Below are 23,182 nucleotides of genomic sequence, written 5' to 3'. Positions count from 1 at the left end.
TTCTCTCGCAGCGGGATGTCACGGCGGGCAGCAGCCGGTGGATGGTGGTCTTGGCGACCGCGCGGGTCCCGTCGGCGCTTTCCTTGCGGTGCGCGGGGCGGCGAGGAAGGCGTCGGCGGCTGCGGCGAGCGTGACGTGTCCACCCCGGAGGGCGGTGATCTTCGGTGCGGCGCTCATGCCGCCCGCCAGGCGACGCCTTCGGTGATGTACCGGATAATGTGCCGGAGTCGCGCACCGCGCCGGCGGGAGGTTGCCTTGGTCGCCGCGCCGCCATGATCGCTCATGTACGTGATAATGCGCTGTTATCACGTACATGAGGTAGTGGGCGAACCGAGGGGTCCCGCGACGATCATCAGCGCGTCGACATAGGTTTTCTCTCCGTGCCGCTGTTGCTCAGAAGGTTCGCGGTCCTGTCCTGGTAGGAGGTGAAGCGGGGCGGGGTGGGCGGCGAGGTTGTCGTACCAGGCGAAGCCTGTACACCGACCCACCCGACGACATCGCCGCCGGCCATGTCCAAGAGACAAGATCACGAGGCCCGGGCATCTCAGCACGACGACGGTGTGGCAGGAACAGGGACGCTAACTGTGGTGCGTCAGCGCCAGGGTGCGCACGACGCAGAACTCGTTGCCCTCGGGGTCGGCCATGACCACCCAGCTTCGGTCTGGGCCTTGGCCCAGATCTCTCTTGACGGCGCCGAGACCGAGCAGCCTGGTCACCTCGTCGTCGGTGTTGCCGTCGATCGGGCTGACATCGAGGTGAAGCCGGTTTTTCACGGTCTTACCCTCGGGCACCTGAATGAACTGCAGGGTCGGCGGCATCTGGCGGGTGAGCACCTGCTCGATGGTCGGCTCCCAGGAGCCGATCTCGACCTTGCCGTCGTTGCGGTCGATCACTTTGAAGTCCAGGACCTCGCACCAGAAGGCCGCGACTTTCTCCGGGTCGTGGCAGTCGATGGTCAACTCGGTGAATCTACTTGTCATGTCTCTCTCCGGTGTTCGAAGGCGTTCCGAACCATGCGGAGAGTGCCGCACGCAGCGAAGGCGTGGCGGTGTCCGCGGGTTCGTCGAAGTCGGCGGCCCAGGCGAGGTGGCCGTCCGGGCGGATCAGCAGGGCGTCGGCCGGCCGGTCATTGGTCTTGGCGGTGTGGACGTCGAGGAGATGCCGCCATTCCCCGGCGGCCTGGCGGAGGTCTGGGCGGTCGGCCAGGTCGAGCAGGACGGGCCGGACGGTGTGCATGAGCTCGGCGACGCTGGTGATGCCTTCGCCGGTGTGCAGGGTGAGGTCGGGGGTGAAGGTGCCGGCCAGCGGATGATGGCCGGTGCCGGGCATCGGGTAGCGGATGTCGGTGCCGGCGACGAGGGCTCCCATGCGGCGCAGCGGCTGCTCGTCGGTGAGCAGTTCGGTGAAGACCTCCCGGAGCGCTTCGGCGGCTGCGTCGTGCCCGCGCCGCAGGGCCACCTGCGCTCGGGTGTGCAGCATGGTGCGGGCGCCGGCGAGATGGCGTTCGGTGTGGTAGGTGTTCAGCAGGGCGGCCGGGGCCGTGCCGTGCAGGTCGGCGGCCAGCTTCCAGGCCAGGTTGACCGCGTCCAGCATGCCGGCGTTGAGCGCCACTCCGGTGGCGGGGAACAGGTGCGCCGCGTCACCGGCCAGGAAGATGCGCCCCTCGCGGTAGTGCTCGGCCTGGCGGGCCTTGAAGGTGAAGCGCGACAGGCGGGTCGATCCGGCCAGCGGCAGGTGGGCGCCGAGCACGCGGTGGATGCTGTCCTGCAGTTCGGTGAGGGTCATCGGGACGTCGTCGTCGTACTCGGTGGTCTCGTCCTCGATGGTGTAGAGGGAGACGGACCGGGTGCCGGGTGAGGAGCCGACGCCGAGCAGGCCATGGTCGGTGCGGGTGAATCCGGCGTGGATGGTGCCGAAGCCGGGAACGTCGAGATCGCCGTTGCCGAGAACGGTGACCGTGTCGGACAGGGTGACCTGGGCCAGCCGGTTGACCTCGGGATAGGTGGTGCCGGGGAACGGGATGCCGGCCTGGTCGCGGATGCGGCTGCGCGCGCCGTCACATCCGACGACGTAGCGGGCGCTCGCCTGGTAGGAGCCATCCGGGCCGCGCACGTCAAGGGTGACCGCGACGTCGTCCTGGTCCACGGCGGTCACTTCGTGTCCGCGGCGCAGGTCGACGCCGAGTTCGCCGGCGCGTTCGCCGAGCAGCCGCTCCAGCAGTTGCTGCGGCAGCGGCAGGGCGTGCATCGGGGGATCCGGCAGCTGGGTGAAATCCAGGTGCACCCCGCCGAACGGGAACCGGGGAGCGGGCATCGGGCCGGTGCAGGCCGCTTCGAAACGTTCCAGCAAGCCTCGGTGGCGCAGCAGTTCCAGGATCTGGCCGCCCAGGCCGCCGGCCTTGGGGGTGTCGCGGGGGCGCGGTTGCCGTTCCAGCACCAGTGGCCGCACTCCGGCCAGGCGCAGTTCGGCGGCCAGCATGAGACCGGTCGGGCCGGCCCCCACGATGATCACGTCGGCCTTTCCCGCCGGCCGCTCTTCTTCCGCGGGTTGGGTGGCATTGTGGTGCTTCATCATCATTGATCTCTCCATTATGTCGGGACGGAGGTGTCAGCCGGGAGCCAGGCGGCTGAGGTGTTCCCAGGCGCGGTACTCCTCAGTCCTGGCCTGGTTCATCTGCTGGACCAGGTCGAAGGACTGGCTGCCGACGATCAGGCGCAGGGGCGGGTGGGGCAGGTCCACGAGTTGCATGACGACTGGCGCGGCCGTGCTCGGGGCGGGTCCCGCTTCGTCGCCCCACATCTCGGCCAGCTTCGCCCGCAGCGGCTCATACGCCGGGTTGGGCGTGGTGGCCGTCGTGCCGGTCGTGAACAGGCCGGTGTCGTAGCCGCCCGGCTGGACGATGGTGACCTTGACGCCGAAGGGCTCGACCTCCATGGCCAGCGCCTGGCCGAGGGAGTCGATCGCGGACTTTCCCGCCGCGTACAGACCGGCCGAGGCCATCCCGCCGCCCGTGCCCATCGTCGTCACCAGGAGGATGTGGCCCGAACCCTGGGCGCGCAGGTGGGGCAGCACGGCCTGGGTGACCCAGATCTGGCCCAGGACGTTGACGTCGAAGTGGGCTCTGATCTGGAGTTCCGCGGCCTCTTCGACCATGCCGTACAACATCGCGCCGGCGTTGTTGACCACGACGTCGAGCTTGCCGAACGCGGCCACCGCCCGCTCCACGCCCTCGTGCACCGCGGCGCGGTCGGAGACGTCGAGCGGGAGGCACGCCAGGGTGTCGGGATGGCGGGCCCGCAGAGCCGCCAGCGGCGCCACGTCGCGGGCCGCGGCCACGACGCGATCTCCTCGCTCCAGCGCCGCCTCTGCGAACGCTCTGCCCAGCCCCCTGGACGCACCTGTGATGAACCACACACGCATGACATTCACTCCTTGCATCAGTCTTCGACGGCCTGGTAGACGGTGGTCCAGAAGTCAGCCATCAGGTGGGCCGGATTCGGGACGGTGTAGCCGAGCTGGCAGAGCAGGATGCCGGTGAGCTGGTTGTCCGGGTCGGCGTAGGCGGAGGTGCCGCTGCCGCCGTCCCAGCCGAACTGGCCGATCGGCGCGTAGTCGCCGCGGTAGGTGCGCACGGCCATGCCGAGGCCCCAGCCGCCCTGCTGGCCCTGGCCGAAGGAGATGTGCACGGCGCTGGTGGCCAGGGCGGTGCGGGCGGCGTTCTGCTCGGGGGTGAGCCGGTTGGTGGTCATCAGCTCCACGGCCGAACGGGACAGGACGCGGCGGCCCTGGTGCACCCCGCCGTTGAGCAGCATCCGGAAGTAGGCGTGGTAGTCGTCGGCGGTCGACACCAGGCCGCCACCGCCGCCCTGGAACGCCGGGGGCTTGCTCCAGCGACCGTTCTCGGGCTCGTCCCAGGCGAGGAACTCGCCGGTGGACGGGTCGGGGGCGTACAGGGTGGGCAGCCGGTCGACCTGGTCGGCGGGCACGTGGAAGCCGGTGTCGCTCATCCCCAGGGGCTCGAAGATGCGCTCGCGCAGGAAGTCCTCGAAGCTCTGGCCGGTGACCCGGGAGACGAGCACGCCGATCAAGTCGCTGCTGATCTGGTACTGCCACTGCTCGCCGGGCTGGTGCATCAGCGGCAGCCCACCCAGGCGGCGCATCCACTCGTCCTGCTCCGGCACCTCGGTCGGCAGGTTCGGGGTCAGCCCCCGCTCGAAGATGGCGTTCAGGATCGGGGTGCCCAGCGCGGTCATGTCCATGCCGAGGCCGAAGGTGGAGGTGAGCACGTCCCGGACGGTGATCGGACGGCGGGCCAGGACGGTGTCGTCCAGCTCGGCGTCGATGCTCTTCAGTACCTTGCGGCCGGCCAGCTCGGGCAGCCACGGGTCGACCACGTCGTCCAGCCGCAGCCGGCACTCGTCCAGCAGCACCATCGCCGCCGCGATCGTGACAGGCTTGGAGGTGGAGGCCATCCGGAAGATCGTGTCGCGCTGCATCGGCCTGCCGCCGTCGTGCCGCATCGTCCCGACCGCCTCGACGTGGGTCTCCTTGCCGCGGCTCACCAGGGCGACGAGGCCGGGGATCCTCCCCGACTCCACGTGCCGGGTCAGCACCTCACGCAGTCTGCGTAGTCCCTGCTCCGACAGGCCGTTCCTGCCAATTGCCATGATCTTGTCCTTGTCGTCATGAATGGTCCGCCGGTTCCGTTCCGATCCGGCGTTCGTGCGTTCCCCTCGCGGAGGGGCCTGTCAGCCAGCAGCCCAGCCCGGTGACGGCCGCTCCCCGGCGAAGCCGGGAGCGTAGTTCCTCAGCCGTACGAGGTGCGGGCGGGCCACCGTCGTGCGACCGAGCTCCTCCTCTGGAGGTGGGCCCAGGAAGAACTTGTCGGCGCCTTCTCGCCCCATCTGCTGATGCTCGGCGACGAAGCCGCGCATCTCCCGCTCGTAGGCGGCGAACGCCTCCGCGTGGCCGCCGCCGGCGGCGGCCAGTTCGCCCGCCAGGATGTAGGCGCCGATCAACGCCTGGGAGGCGTCGCGACCCGAGGCCGGCGCCGCGCAGTAGCCGGCGTCCCCGACCAGCACCACCCGGCCGGAGAACCAGCGGTCCATCTCGACCTGGGCGTTCGCCTCGAAGAACAGGTTCTCCGCCTCCCACATCTCCTCCAGCAGGCGCCGGACCAGCCGGCCTTCGCCGGCGAACCGCTCGGCCACGATGCGCTTGTGCTGCCCGGCGTCGTCGCGGTCGTAGGCCAGCGGTCCGGAGGCGAAGTGCAGCGCGGCACGGGCTCGGGCGCCGTCGCGGGCGACGAGCACCCCGGCCGCCTTGCCCGGTACGCGGTGGACCCAGCCGGCGAACCGGCCGGGTAGGCCGAAGACCGCCGTGTAGAGGCCCAGGTGCCGGACGAAGCGCTCCTGCGGGCCGAAGGCCAGCGAGCGGGTGCGCGAGTGCAGCCCGTCGGCGCCGGCCACCAGGTCGAAGCGGCGCGGTCGGCCGCGGTCGAAGGTGACCCGCACGTCGGCGTCGGTCTGCTCCAGGGTGGCGATCGAGTCGCCGAAGACGTACTCGACCTCCCGGCGGGTTGCCTGGTACAGCAGGCCGGCCAGGTCGTCCCTGAGGATCTCGACGTCGGTGGGGCGGATCGCCACCGGCAGGGCGGCGTACGGGTGTGGCATCGCCGTATCGCCCAGGCGCAGGTTCAGCGCTCGGACCTGGTCCAGCAGGGCCATCCGGTCCAGCACGTCCAGCGCCTCGCCGCGCAGGCCAGTCGCGTACCCGCCCGCGCGCACTCCGGGCGCCCGCTCCACCACGGTCGGGGTGAACCCGTGGTGGCGCAGCCAGTACGCCAGGGCGGCCCCGGCGACACCGGCACCGCAAACAAGGACGTCCATCCACGTGCTCCCTCGACCAGCGGCGAATCGTACGAATCGAGGATCAAGTACGGTGAATACCCGGAACAACGACGAAACCGGAAAGATCATCTTCAGTGGGAGTGAACGGAGCAGGTCAGGCGTGGAACTGCGGGACATCGAGATCTTCCTGACCCTGGCCGAGGAGCTGCACTTCGGCCGGACCGCCGCCCGGCTGTGCCTGTCGCCCGCCCGCGTCACCCAGGCGATCCAGAAGCAGGAACGGCAGGTCGGCGCGCCGCTGCTCGAGCGCAACAACCGCACGGTCCGGCTGACGGAGGTCGGGCGCCAGCTTCGGGACGACCTCCGTCCGCTGTATGCCGGGCTGAAAGAGAGCGTGGAACGCGCCCAGCTCGCCGGCCAGGGCATCACCGGCACGCTGCGCGTCGGCATGCTCCCTCTCAACGCCTACGACCTGCGCCCCTACTGGGACGTCTTCCGCCTCCGCCACCCGCGATGGAAGCTGCGCATCCACAAGGCACAGCTGGGCGAAGCCTTTCCCGCACTGCGCCGCGGGGACATCGACGTCCTGGTGAGCTGGCTGCCCGTCGACGAACCCGACCTCACCGTGGGGCCGGTCGTGTTCGCCGAGCAGCGCGTGCTGGCCGTCGCCGCCGACCACCAGCTCGCCAGGCGCGCGTCGGTTTCGCTGGAGGTAATCTCCGACTTCCAGCACCCGCACGCCGACACCGGCCCCGGCTACTGGTACGACGCCTACGCCCCGCGCCTCACCCGGCGCGGACGTCAGATCGAACGCGGCCCCGTGGTGCGGGACGCGGAAGAGGCCATGACCCTCGCCAGCATGGACGGGCTCGTCGTGCTCTTCCCCGCCCACGTCAGCCGCTACTGGGCACGGCCTGACATCGCCTACCTGCCGGTCACCGATCTGGAGCCGCTGCCGTACGCGCTGGTGTGGCGCAGCGAGGCGGAGAGCGAGCCCATCCAGGCCCTAGCCGGGATCATCCGCGACCTGGGCCCTCTCCCGCCGGCCTGAAGAGCCCGTTCAGACCGTGGTGAAGTCGAGCCGGGTGTCCATGTCCAGCCGGAACCGGCCGTAGGGGTTCACGTGAACCCAGAACAGCGGGCTGAGGGCTCGCCGGTCCTCCTCGCTGAGATTGCCGGCCCACTGCGGATCTCGCAGAACGGCCTGAAGGAGCTGGGTATTGATGAACGCCAATGCCGACCGCAGCAGGTGCAAGGTGAGCATGGACACCTCGGCATGCTCACGGTCGGCCCCGGTCAGCACGCCTTCGCGCCCGTAGAAGATCTTGTCGTTGGCGCTGTTCCAGTTCTCCACGACCTGCAGACCGCTGTTGATCTCCCGGCGTAGCTGCTCGTCCGCGAGATAGTCGCAGGCGAAGATCGTGCGCACGACCCGGCCGAGTTCCTCCAGGGCCAGGTGGACCGGGTGCTTGGGGCCGTTGTCCTTCGACCGTCATCCTGGCCTGGGCGCCGCACGACTCCAGCAGCTGCACCCATGGGAGGAGCATGCGTGAACATCGGGGAGACCGCCCGACGGGCCGGCGTTTCCGCGGAGCGCCGTCTCCTACGCGCTCACTGGCAGAGGCCCGGTGTCGGAGGAGACGAGGCGGCGCATCCAGACGATCGCGTCAGGACGACTGCCTCAGCGACATCACGCCCCAGGGGGCGAGCTCGACATCGAGGTCCAGAACGCCGTTGCCGGGCACGGTCAGCGTGAACCTGAGGAGCGAGTCCCCGACCCTGCGCAGGTGCTCGCTCTCGGCGCGGGACGGGTTGAGGGGAGAGCCGAGCCGGTACCAGGCCTCGGCCGCGTTCCCGTGTTCCCAGTCCAGGATCTCGACGAGGAAGGTGGCGCCGGGCTCCAAGCCGCCGATCGCGTGGCGGATCCTGCGGCTCGGCCCTACGTCGGCCAGCGCGCGGGTCGCGGCGTAGGAGCCCTGCGAGCTGAGACCTCTCAAGGCCATGTCCTCGGGGTAGTTGAAGAACACCGCCGACACGGCCGAGGTCCGGCTGTCCCGGGTCACGACGCCGTCGGGCGTGGCGAGGAGCAGCCGGTCGCCGAGCCGCCCCAGCATCGTGAACGCGTGGAAGGCCGGTTTGTGGATGCCGGCCTCGTTCACCAGGCCGAACCCGCCGTGGAACGGGCCGATCCCGGCGCCGCCCTCCTCGAAGACGTCGGTGAAGGCCCAGTAGGAGATCGAGTCGGCGAGAGTGGCGCACTTCAGGTACGACCGGGTGATGTAGGTCGCCGCGAACAGTGTGTCGTGGATGAAGTCGCGGCTCGACGGCGACGTCGACCACTCGGTGACGTGGATTTCCGCATCGGGGTACGCGCTGTCCTTCACGAGCTCGCCGAGCAGGGTCAGGTCGTCGAAGGTCGCGTCGGCGTACCGGGTGATCTGCACCGCCTCGCCGTCGGCGCCGAAGGCGTAGTCCGTGGGGTAGGTGTGGGTCGAGATGAAGTCGATCGGCAGCTCGCGCTCCGCGCACCAGGAGATGAAGTCCTCGATCCACACCGGGCGCCAGTCGAGCGCGTCCACGTCGGCGGCGGTGGCCGTCGGGAGCATCGCGGAGCGGTCCTCGGTCTCGCCCTTGTAGCGGTCGTCGGGAACGAAGACACTCGTCGCGGGCCCGCCCACCCGCAACGCGGGATCGATCTTCTTGATCGCCCGGACGGTCTGCTCGTAGAGCTCGAAGTACTCGGTCTTCGTCCCGGTCCAGAAATGCGGGACGAGGTTCGGCTCGTTCCACACCTCGAAGCGCCACTCCCGCACCTCGTCGAGGCCGTACCGGTCGATCCAGTGCTCGATCGACCTCGTCACCAGCTCGACCCAGCGAGCCGCGTCCTTGGGCGGGCTGCAGTGAGCGCCCCACCAGAACAGCGTCTCGGTCACGGTCGCCAGATCGCGCGGCATGAAGCCCAGCTCGACGAACGGGCGGGCCCCGCACTCCAGGATGAAGTCGAAGACCTTGTCGACGTAGCTGAACGTGTACACGGGCGAGGCGAGGGTCGCGTCCTCGCCGAAACCGCCGCCGTACCGCTCCCGGTACACGAACATGTCGTCATGAAAGATGCCGTGGAAACGGACGTACCGGAATCCGGCGGTGGCGACCGCTTCAGCGAACTGCCGCTGCCAGTCCGCGCGCAGCGCCTCGTTGGCCCGCCCGGCGCCGACACACCGGCTCCAGACGTGCGGGAGCACGCTCTCGTCGCGTGCCTCGCCGTCGATGTGGATCGAGGATCTGCAAGCGTCCATGGTCTCAACCCTCGCGTTGAGTTCCGAAAATATTTCGCAACTTGTTCGGTGCTGCGAGGACAGTAGGTGTCGCATCTGTGCCATGTCAACGCATGCAACTGGAGAAAAGGGGTTCGTGGTAGGTTCGAAAGAGTTTCGAGCCCCAGGAGGGAATCCTCATGCGATCGCGAGGTCGTTCTGAGCGCGTCACCTTGGCGGATGTCGCCCGGATGGCCGGAGTCTCCCTCGCGACCGCCTCGAAAGTGCTCAACGGCCGCAGCGATGTAGGGCCGAGGACGCGCGAGCTCGTCCTGGAGGCCATGGCCGAGATCGGCTACATGCCGACCGCGGCGCGGCACGAGCAGACCCGGGGCCGCACCCTCGTCACCGTGCTCGACATCGTGGAGTCCCGTTACGCCGGGACGGTGCTTCAAGGCATCCTCGTGGCCGCGACCTCCGCGCAGGCCGAGCTGCTCCTCCGCCTGCCGTCCGACGGGGCGGCCGCCACGAGCCCCACGGCGGCCCGCGCCTGGATGGAGAGGGAGAAGGCGGCCGGCGTCGTCGGCATCATCGCGCTCGCCATCGCCGTACCAGCCTCGCTGCTGCTGGCCGCGGAGGAGCTCATGGTCCCCGTCGTGACGATCGACCCGATCGACCCGATCGACACCTCCGAGTCGAGCCTCGTCAGCATCGGCTCCACGAACTGGGCGGGCGGCCGCTCGGCCACCGAGCACGTCATCAAGCTCGGCCACCGCAGGATCGGCTGGATCGGCGGCCCGATCGGCTCCGCCCCCTCGCTGGAGCGCTTCCACGGATACCAGGCCGCGCTCAGCTCGGCCGGCATCGCGCCGGACGGCGCGCTGATCCGCCATGAGGCCTTCTCCGTCGAGGCGGGGCATCGGCACGGGCGCGACCTCCTCGCGCTCGACGAGCGGCCGACCGCGATCGTCGCGGGCAACGACGAGATCGCCCTCGGGGTTCTCGCCGCGGCGAAGGACTTCGGCATCTCCGTGCCGGGCGAGCTGTCGGTCACCGGTTTCGACGACACGCCGCAGACCGAGTGGACCACGCCCAGGCTCACCTCCGTCCGGCAGCCTCTGGTCGGCATGGGCCGGATGGCCGTCGAGACCGTCCTCGGCATGGCCGACGGCGTCCAGCCCGCCTCCCGGCATCTCCAGCTGGCGACCACCCTCAGCGTCCGCGACTCGACGGGCCCCGTCCCGCGGTCCTGACCCGGGTTCGGGTCCTCGGCCTTTCACGTTACGGCGTACTTTCACCGAGGTTCTTGACGAATTTCGACCTTCGCGAATATGGTCCGGCAGCAACGATCGAAACTATTACGAAAAAGTTTCGGGATCGTGTCGCCTGTCCCCTCCCGCCGCTCCCGACCTCCAGGGGGAGATCACCCGTGAAGCTCCGTAGAACCACCCCGGTCGTGCTCGCCGCGGCTCTCGCTCTGACCGCCGCCTGCGGAGGCGGCGGCGGCTCGGCCCAGCCCTCGGGCGACGGCAAATCGTTCGAGTTCTGGTCGTTCAGCGGCATCAACCAGAAGAAGTCCGTCGAGGACTATCAGAAGGCCAATCCGGGCGTGCAGGTGAAGCTCACCGAGGTGGGCGGCTCGACGGAGACCGCGCAGGCGCTCACCACGGCGCTGGCCGGGGGAAAGGTGCCCGACCTGGTGCTCATCCAGGGGGATGACCTGCCCAAGTTCGTCCAGCAGCCGCAGAACTTCCAGGACCTGCGCCAGTACGGCGCCGACAAGATCAAGAGCGACTACCTGGACTGGGTGATCAGCCAGTCCACGGCCAGGTCCGGCGAGATCATCGGCATTCCCACCGACGTCGGCGGCATGGCCGTCGCCTACCGGACCGACTTGTTCAAGCAGGCCGGCCTGCCCACCGACCGGGACGAGGTGAGCAAGCTCTGGCCCACCTGGGACGCCTTCATCGAGACCGGCAAGAAGTACACCGCCGCGACCGGCAAGGCGTTCGTCGACAACGCCGCCACCAGCGTCTTCTACCAGGCCGTCAACCAGGGGCCGCAGAAGTACTACGACCCTTCCGGCAATGTCGTCTACGCCACCAGCCCCCAGGTCAAGACGGCGTTCGACCTGGCGATCAAGACGGCGCAGGCAGGGATCACCGCCAGACTGAGCTCCTTCGAGGACGGCTGGAGCGCGGCGATGAGCAAGGGCGACTACGCCGTCATCTCCGCGCCGTCGTGGCTGCTCGAACAGATCCGCAACAACGCCCCCGACACCAAGGGCAAGTGGGACGTCGCCAAGATCCCCGGCGGCGCCGGCAACTGGGGCGGCAGCTACCTGGCCATTCCCAAGGGCGCGGCCAACCCCAAGGCGGCCTGGGACTACATCTCCAAGACCCAGTCTCCGCAGGGCCAGCTCGATCATTTCGTCGACTCCGGCGCGTTGCCCACCACCCCGTCCGCCTACCAGGACCCGAAGCTCCTCGGCCGCAAGGACCCGTTCTTCTCCGACGCGCCGACCGGGAAGATCTACACCGAGTCGCTGCTCGGGCTCAAGCCCTTCCTCATCGGCCCGGACAGCGCCGCCATCGGCCAGGAGTTCCTGAACGCGATCACCAACGTCGAACAGGGCAAGGGCGATCCGGCCAAGGCGTGGGACACGGCACTGGCCAACATCAAGACCTCGATCGGCAAGTGACGTGACGACGACGGTCAGCCCGCCGCAGGCACGACCCGAGTCCGAGTCCGAGACGCAGGTGCGGCAGAACTGGTCCGAGCGGCTGGCGCCGTACGCCTACATCGCCCCGTTCTTCCTCATCTTCGCGATCTTCGGCCTCGTCCCGCTGCTGTTCACGTTCTACGTCGCGCTGTTCGACTGGAACCCCATCGGCGAGCACGTCTTCGTCGGCTTCGACAACTTCACCCGGCTGCTCGGCGACACGCGGTTCTGGAACGCGGCCTGGAACACGATCAGCATCTGGCTGCTGTCCACCGTGCCGCAGCTCCTGGTCGCGCTCCTGCTGGCGCACCTGCTCAACCATGCGCGGCTGCGGCTCGCGCTGTTCTGGCGGATGTCGATGCTGGTGCCGTACATCACCTCGGTGGCGGCCACCACGATCGTCTTCGCCCAGATGTTCGATCGCGACTACGGCCTGCTCAACTGGTTGCTCGGGCTCGTCGGCGTCGGCCCGATCGACTTCCTGCAGTCGGGGTGGGGAAGCCACGCCATGATCGCCGTGATGGTGGCCTGGCGCTGGTTCGGCTACACCACCCTGCTCTACCTGGCCTCGCTGCAGGCCGTTCCGCGGACGATCTACGAGGCCGCGGCGGTGGACGGCGCGGGCGCCTGGAAACAGTTCCGGCACATCTCCATCCCGTCGCTGCGCCCGGTCATCGTGTTCACGATCGTCACCTCCACCATCGGCGGCCTGCAGATCTTCACCGAGCCGCTGCTCGTCACCACCACCTCGCCGCTCACCTGCGGGCCCGTCCGGCAGTGCCAGACGCTCACGCTCTTCCTGTACGAGCAGGGCTTCGGCCAGTTCCAGTTCGGCTACGGCTCCGCCATCGGCGTGGCCCTGTTCGTACTGATCATCGCCCTCGCGTCGCTCAACTATGTCCTGTCCACGCGAATCCGCCCGGAGCGAGGATGAAGAAGGCCGACAGGGTCCGCTGGTGGACCTATGTGCTGCTCGCGGTGGCCACGCTGGCCTGCGTGTTCCCCCTGTACTGGATGTTCGTGGTGGCCACGACGGACACCGCGGCCGCCACCCGGATGCCGCCGGAGATCATCCCCGGCGGGAACTTCTTCCACCTGGCCGGGCTGGTGTTCTCGACCGTGCCGTTCGTCCGCTCGATCATCAACAGCGTCATCGTGGCCGGCTCGATCGGCGTGGGGCACGCCGTGCTGTGCTCGCTCGCCGGGTTCGCCTTCGCCAAGCTGCGCTTCCGCGGCCGGAACGCGCTGTTCCTCGTCGTCGTGCTGACCATGACCGTGCCGACCCAGCTCGCCGTCATCCCGCAGTACATGATCATTTCGTCGCTGGGATGGGTGGACACGTTGCAGGCGCTCATCGTGCCGGGGCTGGCCAGCGCGTTCGGCATCTTCTGGATGCGCCAGCACCTGTCCACCACCATAAGTGACGAGATCCTCCAGGCCGCGCGCATCGACGGGGCGACCACCTGGCAGATCTTCTGGCGGATCGCGTTCCCGCTGGTGCGGCCGGCCGCGTTCGTGCTGGGGCTGCTCGGGTTCGTCACCGCCTGGAACGACTTCCTGTGGCCGTTCATCGTCCTGAAGTCACCCGAGATGTACACCGCCCAGATCGCGATCAAGGCGCTGCAGAACAACTATGTGGTCGACCTGGGCCTGGCCATGTCGGGCTCGTTCCTGGCCACGCTGCCGCTGCTCGTGTTGTTCGTCTTCGTCGGCAGGCGCATGGTCGCCGGGATCATGGACGGCGCCTTCAAGGGCTGACGCATCGGCGACAGGGGTCCGGCTCGGGCGCCTCATCGGGCCAGGTCCCGGATCAGCGCGTCGGGAGTCCGGGTGGCGTGCGGGTGCACGCCACCCGGATGGGGCCGTCGATGCCGGGCTTGAGTCTCCAGCCGGCGATGTACGGGCTGTCCACGCTGACCAGTTCCAGCCCGACCTGTCCACGCGCTGCGGCCTCGGCGATCAGCGCGATGCAGCCGCGGTCAGCCGCGGACGGCGTAGCGGCGCAGCACGTTGCGGGTGATCTGCTCGGTGAACTCATCGTGCAGGCGCAGGCCGTTGACCCATTCGGTCGTCCCGGCGCAGAAGACGCCGCCTCTGCCCCGGGTGAACTCAGCGATCATGCCGGAGCCGTACGCCTCACCGTCGAACCGGTCGGGCAGCGGGTCGAACAGCAGCCCGAGAATGCCCTGGACCTCGGCGATGGGGGCGCCGAGCGGCACCTGTCCGTTCCATCGGTCCTCCTCGCCGAACGTGGCCGGGCACATGGCGATGATCTCCAAGTTGTCCGGGGTTCCGTCGCTGCCGGTCGGAAAGGGCAGACCGCGCCGGAAGGTGTAGTCACAGCCGTCCAGCTCGAACGCGGCGATGCAGATGGGCGCGCCGCCGAAGACGTCGCCGTAGCCGAGGTCGGTGTCCTGCAGGGCCCAGTGCCGCGGCCGGTAGACGGTGAAGCCGCCGCTGGAGCGGGAGATCGCCGAGCCGTAGCGGTTGTAGGTGCCTGACAGGCCGGTGAGTCCCATGGTCGCGGCGGCGGGACGGTCGATGGGGGGCCAGTCCCATGCGGTGGTCACCTTGGCCGGATCGCTGTCGAACAGGGGGTCGTCCTGCGGGACCTTGTAGTTGACCTGGACCTGGTCGTTCTCTTCGAGCCGGACCTGCCACAGGAAGTTCCCCCCGAATCTGGCGAGGTGGCCGCCGCCGTCGACGAAGGCATCGACGCTGTCGCGCATCTGCGCGGTCCAGTACTCGTCGTGGCCGACGAAGATGGCGCAGGCGTAGGGGGTCAGGCAGCCGGGGTCCTGGTGGAGGTCGTGCTGGGTGAGGACGTCGAACTCGATGCCCTCCTTCTCCGCCCACAAGGCGAAGGGCCGCTCGTAGGTGGCCCAGAACGCATCCGCGTGGTGGCGGGAGTAGCCGTGGGTGTGCGCCCACTCATAAGCGGGGTGGCGGGGCAGGGCGCCGCGCGGCGGAGTGTCGGGGTTGGAACTGCGCGGGGCCTCGTCCGGCTTGCGGATCATGCCGCGGGCGATCGGCCGCTGGACGGACAGACGCGGGCTGGCCACGTCGGTCCAGGGGTCGTCGCCGAGACCGCGGTAGGCGTTCGCGCCGCCCCAGTCGTTGTAGGCGGTCATCGTGCTGGTCGTCAGCACCAGCACGTACGGGGTCCGTACGCCGGGCTCGGGGTTGCGCACGATCAGGAAGTGCTCACGCTCGTGGCGACGTCCGTCGAATTCGATGCCGATGATCAGGATGTAGAAGCCGGGCTTCCACCGCTGGTCGATGGTGAAGGTGTGCGCGACGGGCCAGCCGCAGCCGACGGCGTAGGCGTCGCTGGGGGTCGGGTGGGCCCGGCCGGGCAGGCCGATGGCGGACCAGACGACCTCTGGGGTGAGCCCGTCGCGCACCAGGGTGAGCGTGTACGTCTCGGCGGTGGTGTGGGTGTGGACGTGGACCTCCTCTCCCGGCGAGTAGGTCCACCTGTCGGTGTAACACCAGGCCTCCGGGCCGCCCATCCCGGGCCGTTCCACCACGAAACCGGGAATGGACCAGGCATACCGCGGGGCAGGCGCCGGGCTCTGCGAAGGGGCGGTGCGTACGGCGGCGGGCAGCTGATCACTCATGAGGGTCCTCTTTCAGAGCTGTTCGGGCGCGAGGTGTTCCTGCCTGCGGCCGGTGGTCATGCGTCCGCGGACGGCCCCGGCCAGGAACGCGATGACGAGCGGGGAGATGATGAGGGCGTTGCCGATGGCGCCGATCCCGGTGAGCAGGCTCATGTTCGCCACCGCCAGGTACAGAACGATCCCAAGGATGATCACCGACAGGGCGGGGGCGATGAGGCGCGCCCACAGGCTTTCCCGCGCGCCGCGTGTCGCGAGCCAGCGGATCACCGCGACGCTGGTGGCGATCTGCAGCGCGAGGACGGCGAACAGGGTCGGCGCGTTGGTCCAGGTGACGACCTGCGTATACGGGTCGAGCGAAGACAGGCCGAAGCCGATCAGCGCGACGGTCACCAGGCCGCCCTGGAGGAGGACCGCTGCGCGCGGGGAGCCGGATGCGCTGGTGCCGTACAGGAACGCGGGCAGCAGGCCGCGCCGGGACATGGAGAACAGATAGCGCGAGCCGGCGTTCTGCAGCGCGATGACACCGGCGACGAAGCTGGTGATGACCAGCAGCTGCATCACGTCGGTCATGACCGAGGAGACGAAGGAGGTGTTGAGGTCGAACACGACCTGCGAGGGGTTGCCGCTCAGCACGCTCAGCAGCCGGCTCGGGCCGACCGCCATGAGGATGGTGAACGCGGCGGCGACGTAGATGACGGTGAGGAGGCCGATGGCCCAGAAGGTGGCCTTGCGCACGGCTGTGCCGGCGTCCTGCACCTCTTCGCTGTAGACGGCGGTCTGCTCGAAGCCGATGAACACCAGGAAGGTGACGAGGAAGGTGCCGCCCAGGACCGGCACCTGCCAGGACCCGGGGTCGAACGCGGACCAGGGGGCGCCTTCGGGGCCGCCCTGGATCCAGACCGCGATCGCGAAGACTGCCAGGACGCTGATCTCCAGGATCAGCAGGACCGCCGCGACCCGGGCGCCGAGGTCGATCTTCGCATACGAGATGGCGGTGACCAGGAGGGCGATGACCGTCGCGCACAGCCCCCAGGGGATGCTCACCGACAGGTACGTCTCCAGGAAGATCGAGGCGAAGAAGCCGGATGCGGCCGCGAAGCCGATCTGGCCGAGCGTGTAGCCGGCCCAGGCGACCATCGCGGCCCCGGATCCAGCCGTCCGCCCGAGCCCCTTGTCGATGTAGGCGGAGAACGCGCCCGCGTCGGTGACGTGGCGGCTCATCGCGGTGAAGCCGACCGCGAAGATCGCGTAGGCGATTCCGGCGATCACGAACGCGGCGGGCAGCATTGTCCGCCCACCAGGAATCCGAGCGGCAGGAAGCCGGCCGAGACGGTCAGCGGCGCGGCGGCCGCCACGACGAAGAAGACCAGGTGCCGGGCGCTGACGACGTCGCGGCGCAGTTCGTGCTGAGGGGGATGGGGCATGTCCATGGTGCCTTCCTTGTGAGCCGTCCTCGACGGCTCCGGACTGAATCTGCGGAGACGGCCTTCACCGGACCTGGCGGCCCGGCCCCCCGAAGGCCGCGGAGTTCATCGAGCCGAGACGCCGACGAAGATCTTGCGGGTGGGTCCGAGCGTGTGCCGGCAGCCGTCGAATCCGGCCGGCACGAGGACCTGGATCTGTGTGATGGCCACAACGGACCTCCTAGCAGGTCGAACATCGACTGAGCGGTAAAGCTATAGATTGATAGCTTGTGTTGGCAAGAGGCAGTCCAGACTTGACGGACGCGTTACTCCGGCCACCCGGTACGGTGACCCCGGCAAGGAAAGGACGGACATGGCAGTACGCGGACCGGAGGGCGTCACCCGCCAGCGGGCACTCATCGCGGCGTCCAAGCTCTTCGCCGTGCGCGGCTACCACGGGACCTCCACCCGCGGCATCGCCAACGCCGTCGGGGTACGCCAGCCGACTCTCTATCGGCACTTCGCCAGCAAGGCCGAGATCCTCGCCGAACTCCTCGACGCGGACCTGCTTCCCGCCCTCGAACGCCTCCGCACGGCCCTGGCCGCCGAGGGCTCCCCCGCGGCGCGGCTGCACGCCTACCTGCAAGCCGACCTCTACGCCATCCTCGTCCTGCCCTACGACACTCGCGGCCTCTACAACGACGATGTCCTCGAACTTCCCGACTTCGCCGTCCAGGCGACACGAAGGGACGAGCTGCACCGCCTCACCGAGGAACTGGTCGCGCAGGCCATCGACAGCGGGGAACTCCAGATCGTCGGCGGCCCGTATTTCGTGCGACGGGCCATCAGCGGCCTGATCCTGGAGGCCATGCGCGACCGCGGCACCGACCCGTCCCCGGACCCCGACACCCTCCCCCGCGAGATCGCCGACTTCCTCCTGCGCGGTACCCTCGCCGACCCCACCCGCCTCCCGGACGTCCAGCGAGCAAGCGCACTCCTGCTCGATCGGTGGAGTTCGGCCCTGACGACCACATGAGCCGCCGTTCCCGCCCGCCATCGAGGCTGGACTGATTTCGCCGGAGGCCTTGCGGTAACGCCAGCGGCCCGAGACGAGATGCCAGACTCAACGGCGGCCGTCGTCGGGACCAGCAGGCTGGTGATCTCATCGAGGGACGCTCACGCCCGTGGCGATGACGCTCTCGGCGGCCCTTTACCGCTGGAACATGGGCCTTGCCTGGCGCCACCAGCACTCGGCTGCCGTGCCACCTCACTGCGCGGGCTGTTCAGGCGACGGGCTCGTGAACTCCTCAGCACAACCTCCGCTCGCCACCAGCTCGCGTTCCCCTGCCGTCCGAGCAGCCGGCTCTGCAACTTTCAGGCCGCCACCGGAACCGCAGCCGGGTCGTTCACAAGCCGCTGACGGGCTTGACCAGGAAACGTACCCCTCACTGGAGCCGAGCACCCGCTGGACGCCACAGCAGCGCCTTGACACCCGTAAGGCAGCTGGTCACGCTCGTCGATTGTTGACCATAAAACGGATGACGGGAGCGCCGACGATGGATACTCGACGACGGCGGACGCTGCGACCGGCCGCGACCCTCGGCGTGGCGGTGTCCTTCGTGGTGGGGACGCTGACCGCCCAGGCGTCCCTGCAGCCGGCGGCGGCCGCGGCCGGGCCCGCGCTGTCGGTGGACCTGTCCGCCCCCCGGCACCCGATCAGTCCCGACATCTACGGCATGAACGGCGCCGACCCGGCGTTCGCCGCCGAGATCGGCCTGCCGGTGACGCGCTGGGGCGGCAACGCGACCACCCGCTACAACTTCAAGAACCACACCTACAACACCGGAAGCGACTGGTACTTCGAGAACATCGTCGCCGGCCCCGACAACACGGTCGAGGCGTACGTCAAGACCAGCCGGGACCGCGGTAGCAAACAGGTCGTCACCGTGCCGATGAGCGGGTGGGTGGCCAAGGACTCGCCCGCCCAGCACCCGTTCGCCTGCGGATTCCCTGCCGCCCGGTTCCCCGCACAGGACGCCTTCGACCCGTGGGACGCCGGCTGCGGCAACGGCCGGCTCGGCAACGCCGACCTCACCGGGGCGGTGCCCACCGACACCTCGATCCCGGCGGACGCCGCGTTCACCGGCGAGATGGTGTCGCACCTGGTGAGCCAGTTCGGCACGGCGGCGCGCGGCGGCGTACCGATCTACGAGCTCGACAACGAGCCGGTGCTGTGGAGCTCCACGCACCGCGACGTGCACCCCGAGGCGGTCTCCTACGACGAATTGGGCGGCAGGAGCACCACGACCGCCGCGGCGATCAAGGCCGCCGACCCGAGCGCGGCGGTGCTCGGCCCGTCCGGCTGGGGGTACTGCGAGTGGGTCGCGTCCGGGGTGGACGGGTGCGCGCCGGGCGCCGACGCGGCCGCGCACGGCGGGCTCAACCTGTCGCAGTGGTTCCTGAAGAACATGAAGGACTACAGCGACACGCACGGCGGCAAGCGCATGCTCGACTACTTCGACCAGCACTACTACCCGCAGATCAACGGCGGCAAGGACCCCGAGTCGAACGCGTGGCGGCTGCGCTCGACGCGTTCGCTGTGGGACCCGACGTACGTCGAGGAGTCCTGGATCGGCCCTTCGGGGGTGAACGCGCCGCCACTGCAGTTCATCCGCAAGATGAAGGACTGGGTCGCGCAGTACTACCCCGGGACGAAGACCGCGATCACCGAGTACAACTGGGGCGCGCTGGACGACATCAACGGCGCCCTGGCGCAGGCCGACGTTCTCGGCATCTTCGGGCGCGAGGGCCTCGACCTCGCCACCATCTGGGGCGAACCCCAGCCGACCCAGCCCGGCGCCTACGCGTTCCGGATGTATCGCAACTACGACGGTGCGGGGAGCCGGTTCGGTGACGTGAGCGTGTCGGCGGCCAGCGGCGATCAGGGGCAGCTGGCGGTGTATGGGGCGCAACGCTCCCGCGACAAGGCGCTGACCCTGATGGTCATCAACAAGACCGGCGGTGAGCTGACCGCACCGTTGTCGATCGCCGGACTGCACGGCAACGCCAAGGCGAAGCGGTTCACCTACGGCCCGGCCGATCTCGGCTCGATCGTGCGCGGTGACGATCTCCTGGTGCGCCAGGGCCGGGTCACTGCGACGTACCCGGCGAACTCGATCACCCTGCTGGACCTGCCGACGCGCCGGCATTGACGTTCAGGGCGAGGATCCCGCTCTGGCCGCGGCCTCGGTTTCCAGGACGGCGCGTCGCTCCCAGGGTGCCTGCGGCACCACGCAGCCCAGCCTCCGGAGGCGCCATGTTCACTCAACGTCTGCGGTTCTCCACGAGGTGTCGGTGCTTCGCGGAGCCGGGCCGACCCGCCGGCTGCGAAGGATCCGGCGTACGGTCGCTTCGCTGACCTGGTAGCCGAGCCGGATGAGTTCACCGTGCACCCGGCGATACCCCCAGGCCGGATTCTCCCGCTTCAGGCGCACCACCAACTCTCGGATCTCCTCGCTCGTCCTTGGGCGGCCGGAGCGGCTCGGATACGTCCACCGGCGTCGGATCAGACGCCGATGCCAGGCCAGCAGCGTGCCCGGCGTCACCAGCCGATGGGCCCGCAGCACCATGATTTCGACGTCCTTGGCCGCCTCGCTCCGGCCCCGCAGCGCCAGCCGGCCGAACATCCGGATCATGATCGGATACAGGAGACGGACAGACATAAGAGTCGATCTTGCCCGCACCGCTGCATCAGCTCGACCTGCAGGTCAAGCACCCTGCGACGACTTTCGAAGCGGTACACGCTGACACGAGCGGCGGGGGCGTGTGCTCAGGGGCGGGTCTGCCGGTGCCGGTGGGCCAGGACGAGCCAGGCCGCGAGGGCGGCGAGCGCCGCGAGGACGATGACGCCGATCCGCAGCACGCTCCCCATCGCGCCGTCCCCGTCCGTCTTATCCGCCGCGCCCGCCGCGGCCTCGTGCAGGTGGGCGGGTGCGGACGCCTGGCCAGGAGCGGGGGCGGCCGTCGTACCCGGTGCGGGAGCGGTCGTCGTACCCGGTGCGGGGGCGGCCGTCGTACCCGGTGCGGGCGCGGTCGTCGAGCCCGGCGCGGACGCGGCGGTCGGGCCCGCCACCGGCGCGGCGATCACGCCGGCCTTCACCTTCACCGTCTTCTTCGCCTTGGCCGGCTCGGTCGCCCTCACCGTCACCCGCCACTCGCCGCTGGGCAGCGGCTCGGCGGAGCGGTAGAGGTTCTGGCCCTCGCCGGCCGACCGGAGCGGGACCGGGCCGAAGGCACGGCCGTCGAACGAGGTAGCGGTCAGCGTCGCCGCGACGATCTCGGTGACGGGATGGCCGTCCTTCTCGTACGTCACGAGCACGTTGACGTTGTCGGCCCCGTCACCCGTCACCTCCAGCTTGATCGGCCCGCCGTGCGCGTGGGCGGCCGGTGCGCCGAGCACCAGCCCGGCCCAGGACAGCAGGAGGGTCAGGACGTAGGTCGATGCCTTCTTCACGGAACATGGCTCCCTTACGATTCGATGCCGGCGCCCGGGCCGGTTGACGGCCGCCACCTCTGAGGGCGGGTGACGGGACTCACGCCTCCTGCGACCTGCCCTCACGGGCGAGCCTGATCAGTTCTTCGATGCGCCTGCGGCGCCGCGCGGCGTTCAGCCGGAGGGCGAAGAAGGCGAGGACGAGCAGGACGACGAGGCCGAGCTGCGGCCACGGCAGCGCCCAGACCGTGGTGGCGACCTCCGCCGGCCGCACGGCGACGTCCGGCACCGCCGCACCGGCGAGGGAGGGGACCGCCACGACCGTCGTACGGACCGGCCCCAGCGGCCAGGCCCCCACCACCCGCGCGACGTACGTACGGCTGCCGCCCGGCATGAGCTCCCTGGCCCTGGCCGCGGACGGGTCGCTCCAGGAGTTCTCGGTGAACAGCGTGGACGACAGCACCCGGTTGTCACTGACGAGCCGGATATTTCCGGCATTGGCCACCGTGTACGTCACCTCGACCGTCCCAGGGACGAAGGGATTCCACGAGCCCGTGTACTCCGCCCGCACCCCGCTGACGGCCACCTTGGCGACGTAGTCGCCGGTGACCCGGATGTTCAGGCGGACGCCCACCCGGTTCTGGACCCGTACCTGCCCGGAGACCGTCTCCAGGGACGCGGTCACTCCGGCGGGATGGTCGCCCGGCGTCGCGTTGCCGGGGATCGACACCGTCACCGGCACGACGGAGGTGGCACCGGCGGCGACGGTCACCTTCTCGGGCACCGTGATCCACGAGCCGCCGTCCACCGGCGCGACGTCCGACGGCCGCATGTCGAAGTAGCCCTTGGAGGTCAGGTAGCCGTCGTTGGCGTCGATCCCGAACTCGACCGGCTCGGTGGAGCGGTTGATGACCGCGACGTGCTCGACCACCTGCCCGCCGCCGGGGAGTTCGAGGTCGATGACGCTGCGGCCGTCGGGCCCGCCCGCGTTGGCCGGCACGACCGACCAGGTGGTGTCGGCGTGCGACGGGGCCGCCGGCCCCACCAGGACGGCGACCGGCAGCGCGGCGAGGACGGCGAGGCGGGCGAGGACGCCTCGCGCACGGTTGATGGTCAACAGAGGATGTCTCCAGTCTCGTCGTCGTGGCCGCCCGGAACCCCGCAGGGTCCCGGGCGGCGATGGCGTCCCGCGCCCCGGAAAATGGCTCAGGACTGGTTGAACAGGGAGAGCGTCAGGGTCGAGTGGTACTCGCCGGCGGCGACGTCGGTGGGCGTGCGCAGCGCCAGGTCGGCGTTCACCTCCCAGGTGCCGATCTCGTCGGCGGAGTTCGCCGTGGACACCAGCAGCTCCTGGCCCTGCAGGCCGACGGTCGGTGCTCCCGAGCCGTCGGAGATGACGCTGGAGACGGGCTCGCCGGCCGCGACCGCGCCGGTCGAGGAGTCGCTCAGCAGCCGCGGCCGCCAGCCCAGGTACTGCGGGCCGATGGGCGGCGCGGAGCCGTCCGTCGCGGTGAACTCGCCGGCCTGACCCACGACCGCCCAGAAGTCACCGTCGGGGATCTCCCCGGGATCGCGGGTGTCGGTCACCGTGACCGTCGGCAGGGTGCCGACGAACTGGCGGGCGGCGGCGTTGGAGCCGCTCTCCTGCAGGGCCACCCCGCCGTTGTCGGCGACGGTCATGGACACCTGGCCGGTAATGGTGCCCGGCTTGATGGTCACCGACACGTCGATGCCGTCCTCGGGATCGTCCTCGGCCACGGCGGGACCGGCCAGGCCGGCGCCGGCGAGCGCGACACCGACCACCGCGGCGGCGAGCAGCCGCGCGGCCTTGTTGATTCTCAT

At 69.6% G+C, this 23,182-nt stretch carries 20 protein-coding genes and 1 pseudogene; 7 read left to right on the top strand and 14 right to left on the bottom strand.

Annotated features, from left to right (window positions below):
- Positions 1-578 precede the first annotated feature (578 nt).
- The 5 genes from AC27IY_RS32875 to AC27IY_RS32855 form a co-directional block, all read right to left on the bottom strand.
- On the bottom strand, positions 579-959 hold the full coding sequence (locus AC27IY_RS32875; protein WP_423450268.1) for a VOC family protein: 381 nt from the start codon (positions 957-959) through the stop codon (positions 579-581).
- A 10-nt stretch (positions 960-969) separates the two neighbouring features.
- On the bottom strand, positions 970-2,577 hold the full coding sequence (locus tag AC27IY_RS32870; RefSeq protein ID WP_487180303.1) for an FAD-dependent monooxygenase: 1,608 nt from the start codon (positions 2,575-2,577) through the stop codon (positions 970-972).
- Between the two features lie 30 nt (positions 2,578-2,607).
- The gene (locus AC27IY_RS32865) at positions 2,608-3,420 is read right to left on the bottom strand and encodes an SDR family NAD(P)-dependent oxidoreductase (RefSeq protein ID WP_487180302.1); all 813 of its coding nucleotides are present in this window, start codon (positions 3,418-3,420) and stop codon (positions 2,608-2,610) included.
- Positions 3,421-3,437: 17 nt separating this feature from the next.
- Positions 3,438-4,667 carry a serine hydrolase domain-containing protein gene (locus AC27IY_RS32860; protein ID WP_487180301.1) on the bottom strand — a complete coding sequence of 410 codons (1,230 nt, stop codon included), beginning with the start codon at positions 4,665-4,667 and terminating at the stop codon, positions 3,438-3,440.
- An 81-nt stretch (positions 4,668-4,748) separates the two neighbouring features.
- Positions 4,749-5,888 carry an FAD-dependent monooxygenase gene (locus AC27IY_RS32855; RefSeq protein WP_487180300.1) on the bottom strand — a complete coding sequence of 380 codons (1,140 nt, stop codon included), beginning with the start codon at positions 5,886-5,888 and terminating at the stop codon, positions 4,749-4,751.
- Between the two features lie 121 nt (positions 5,889-6,009).
- On the opposite strand from AC27IY_RS32855, the gene AC27IY_RS32850 reads away from it, so the two are divergent.
- The gene (locus AC27IY_RS32850; RefSeq protein WP_487180299.1) at positions 6,010-6,900 is read left to right on the top strand and encodes a LysR family transcriptional regulator; all 891 of its coding nucleotides are present in this window, start codon (positions 6,010-6,012) and stop codon (positions 6,898-6,900) included.
- A gap of 9 nt (positions 6,901-6,909) precedes the next feature.
- Here the strand turns inward: AC27IY_RS32850 and AC27IY_RS32845 are convergent.
- Together AC27IY_RS32845 and AC27IY_RS32840 are read right to left on the bottom strand one after the other, a co-directional pair.
- Positions 6,910-7,314: pseudogene (locus AC27IY_RS32845) on the bottom strand (Tn3 family transposase); the annotation flags it as partial.
- 202 nt (positions 7,315-7,516) lie between these two features.
- The gene (locus AC27IY_RS32840) at positions 7,517-9,145 is read right to left on the bottom strand and encodes a GH39 family glycosyl hydrolase (RefSeq protein WP_487180298.1); all 1,629 of its coding nucleotides are present in this window, start codon (positions 9,143-9,145) and stop codon (positions 7,517-7,519) included.
- A gap of 158 nt (positions 9,146-9,303) precedes the next feature.
- Here AC27IY_RS32840 and AC27IY_RS32835 point away from each other — a divergent pair, with 158 nt between their 5' ends.
- The 4 genes from AC27IY_RS32835 (at position 9,304) to AC27IY_RS32820 (ending at position 13,583) form a co-directional block, all read left to right on the top strand.
- Positions 9,304-10,356: a LacI family DNA-binding transcriptional regulator gene (locus AC27IY_RS32835; protein WP_487180297.1), complete on the top strand. Its 1,053-nt coding sequence runs from the start codon at positions 9,304-9,306 to the stop codon at positions 10,354-10,356.
- Positions 10,357-10,532: 176 nt separating this feature from the next.
- Entirely contained in the window at positions 10,533-11,804 is a 1,272-nt protein-coding gene (locus tag AC27IY_RS32830) for an ABC transporter substrate-binding protein (protein ID WP_423450254.1), read from the top strand.
- Between the two features lies 1 nt (position 11,805).
- A complete protein-coding gene (locus AC27IY_RS32825; protein ID WP_364446761.1) occupies positions 11,806-12,759 on the top strand; it encodes a carbohydrate ABC transporter permease in 954 nt (317 codons plus the stop codon).
- Entirely contained in the window at positions 12,756-13,583 is an 828-nt protein-coding gene (locus AC27IY_RS32820; RefSeq protein ID WP_423475687.1) for a carbohydrate ABC transporter permease, read from the top strand. Before AC27IY_RS32825 ends, AC27IY_RS32820 begins: the two co-directional genes overlap by 4 nt.
- A gap of 221 nt (positions 13,584-13,804) precedes the next feature.
- Here AC27IY_RS32820 and AC27IY_RS32815 read toward each other — a convergent pair whose 3' ends face one another.
- The 3 genes from AC27IY_RS32815 to AC27IY_RS32805 are packed head-to-tail and all read right to left on the bottom strand — an operon-like array spanning position 13,805 to position 16,875.
- Positions 13,805-15,445: a N,N-dimethylformamidase beta subunit family domain-containing protein gene (locus AC27IY_RS32815; protein WP_487180296.1), complete on the bottom strand. Its 1,641-nt coding sequence runs from the start codon at positions 15,443-15,445 to the stop codon at positions 13,805-13,807.
- A gap of 12 nt (positions 15,446-15,457) precedes the next feature.
- Positions 15,458-16,732: an APC family permease gene (locus AC27IY_RS32810; RefSeq protein WP_487180295.1), complete on the bottom strand. Its 1,275-nt coding sequence runs from the start codon at positions 16,730-16,732 to the stop codon at positions 15,458-15,460.
- Complete coding sequence (locus AC27IY_RS32805; RefSeq protein ID WP_487180294.1) at positions 16,711-16,875, bottom strand: hypothetical protein; 165 nt, start codon at positions 16,873-16,875, stop codon at positions 16,711-16,713. Before AC27IY_RS32805 ends, AC27IY_RS32810 begins: the two co-directional genes overlap by 22 nt.
- Before the next feature lie 346 nt (positions 16,876-17,221).
- Between AC27IY_RS32805 and AC27IY_RS32800 the strand changes: the two genes are divergently transcribed.
- Together AC27IY_RS32800 and AC27IY_RS32795 are read left to right on the top strand one after the other, a co-directional pair.
- Positions 17,222-17,884: a TetR/AcrR family transcriptional regulator gene (locus AC27IY_RS32800; RefSeq protein WP_487180293.1), complete on the top strand. Its 663-nt coding sequence runs from the start codon at positions 17,222-17,224 to the stop codon at positions 17,882-17,884.
- Positions 17,885-18,404: 520 nt separating this feature from the next.
- Complete coding sequence (locus tag AC27IY_RS32795) at positions 18,405-20,060, top strand: glycoside hydrolase family 44 protein (RefSeq protein ID WP_487180292.1); 1,656 nt, start codon at positions 18,405-18,407, stop codon at positions 20,058-20,060.
- A 108-nt stretch (positions 20,061-20,168) separates the two neighbouring features.
- Here the strand turns inward: AC27IY_RS32795 and AC27IY_RS32790 are convergent, their stop codons facing one another.
- The 4 genes from AC27IY_RS32790 to AC27IY_RS32775 all read right to left on the bottom strand — a co-directional run bounded on the left by AC27IY_RS32790 (position 20,169) and on the right by AC27IY_RS32775 (position 23,182).
- A complete protein-coding gene (locus AC27IY_RS32790; protein WP_487180291.1) occupies positions 20,169-20,534 on the bottom strand; it encodes a helix-turn-helix domain-containing protein in 366 nt (121 codons plus the stop codon).
- A gap of 143 nt (positions 20,535-20,677) precedes the next feature.
- Positions 20,678-21,361: a hypothetical protein gene (locus AC27IY_RS32785; RefSeq protein WP_487180290.1), complete on the bottom strand. Its 684-nt coding sequence runs from the start codon at positions 21,359-21,361 to the stop codon at positions 20,678-20,680.
- Between the two features lie 79 nt (positions 21,362-21,440).
- Positions 21,441-22,457: a COG1470 family protein gene (locus AC27IY_RS32780; RefSeq protein ID WP_487180289.1), complete on the bottom strand. Its 1,017-nt coding sequence runs from the start codon at positions 22,455-22,457 to the stop codon at positions 21,441-21,443.
- A gap of 89 nt (positions 22,458-22,546) precedes the next feature.
- A complete protein-coding gene (locus AC27IY_RS32775; RefSeq protein WP_487180288.1) occupies positions 22,547-23,182 on the bottom strand; it encodes a hypothetical protein in 636 nt (211 codons plus the stop codon).

It is taken from the genome of Nonomuraea sp. B208 (assembly GCF_057536035.1).
This window is presented reverse-complemented; position numbering and strand designations above follow the sequence as displayed.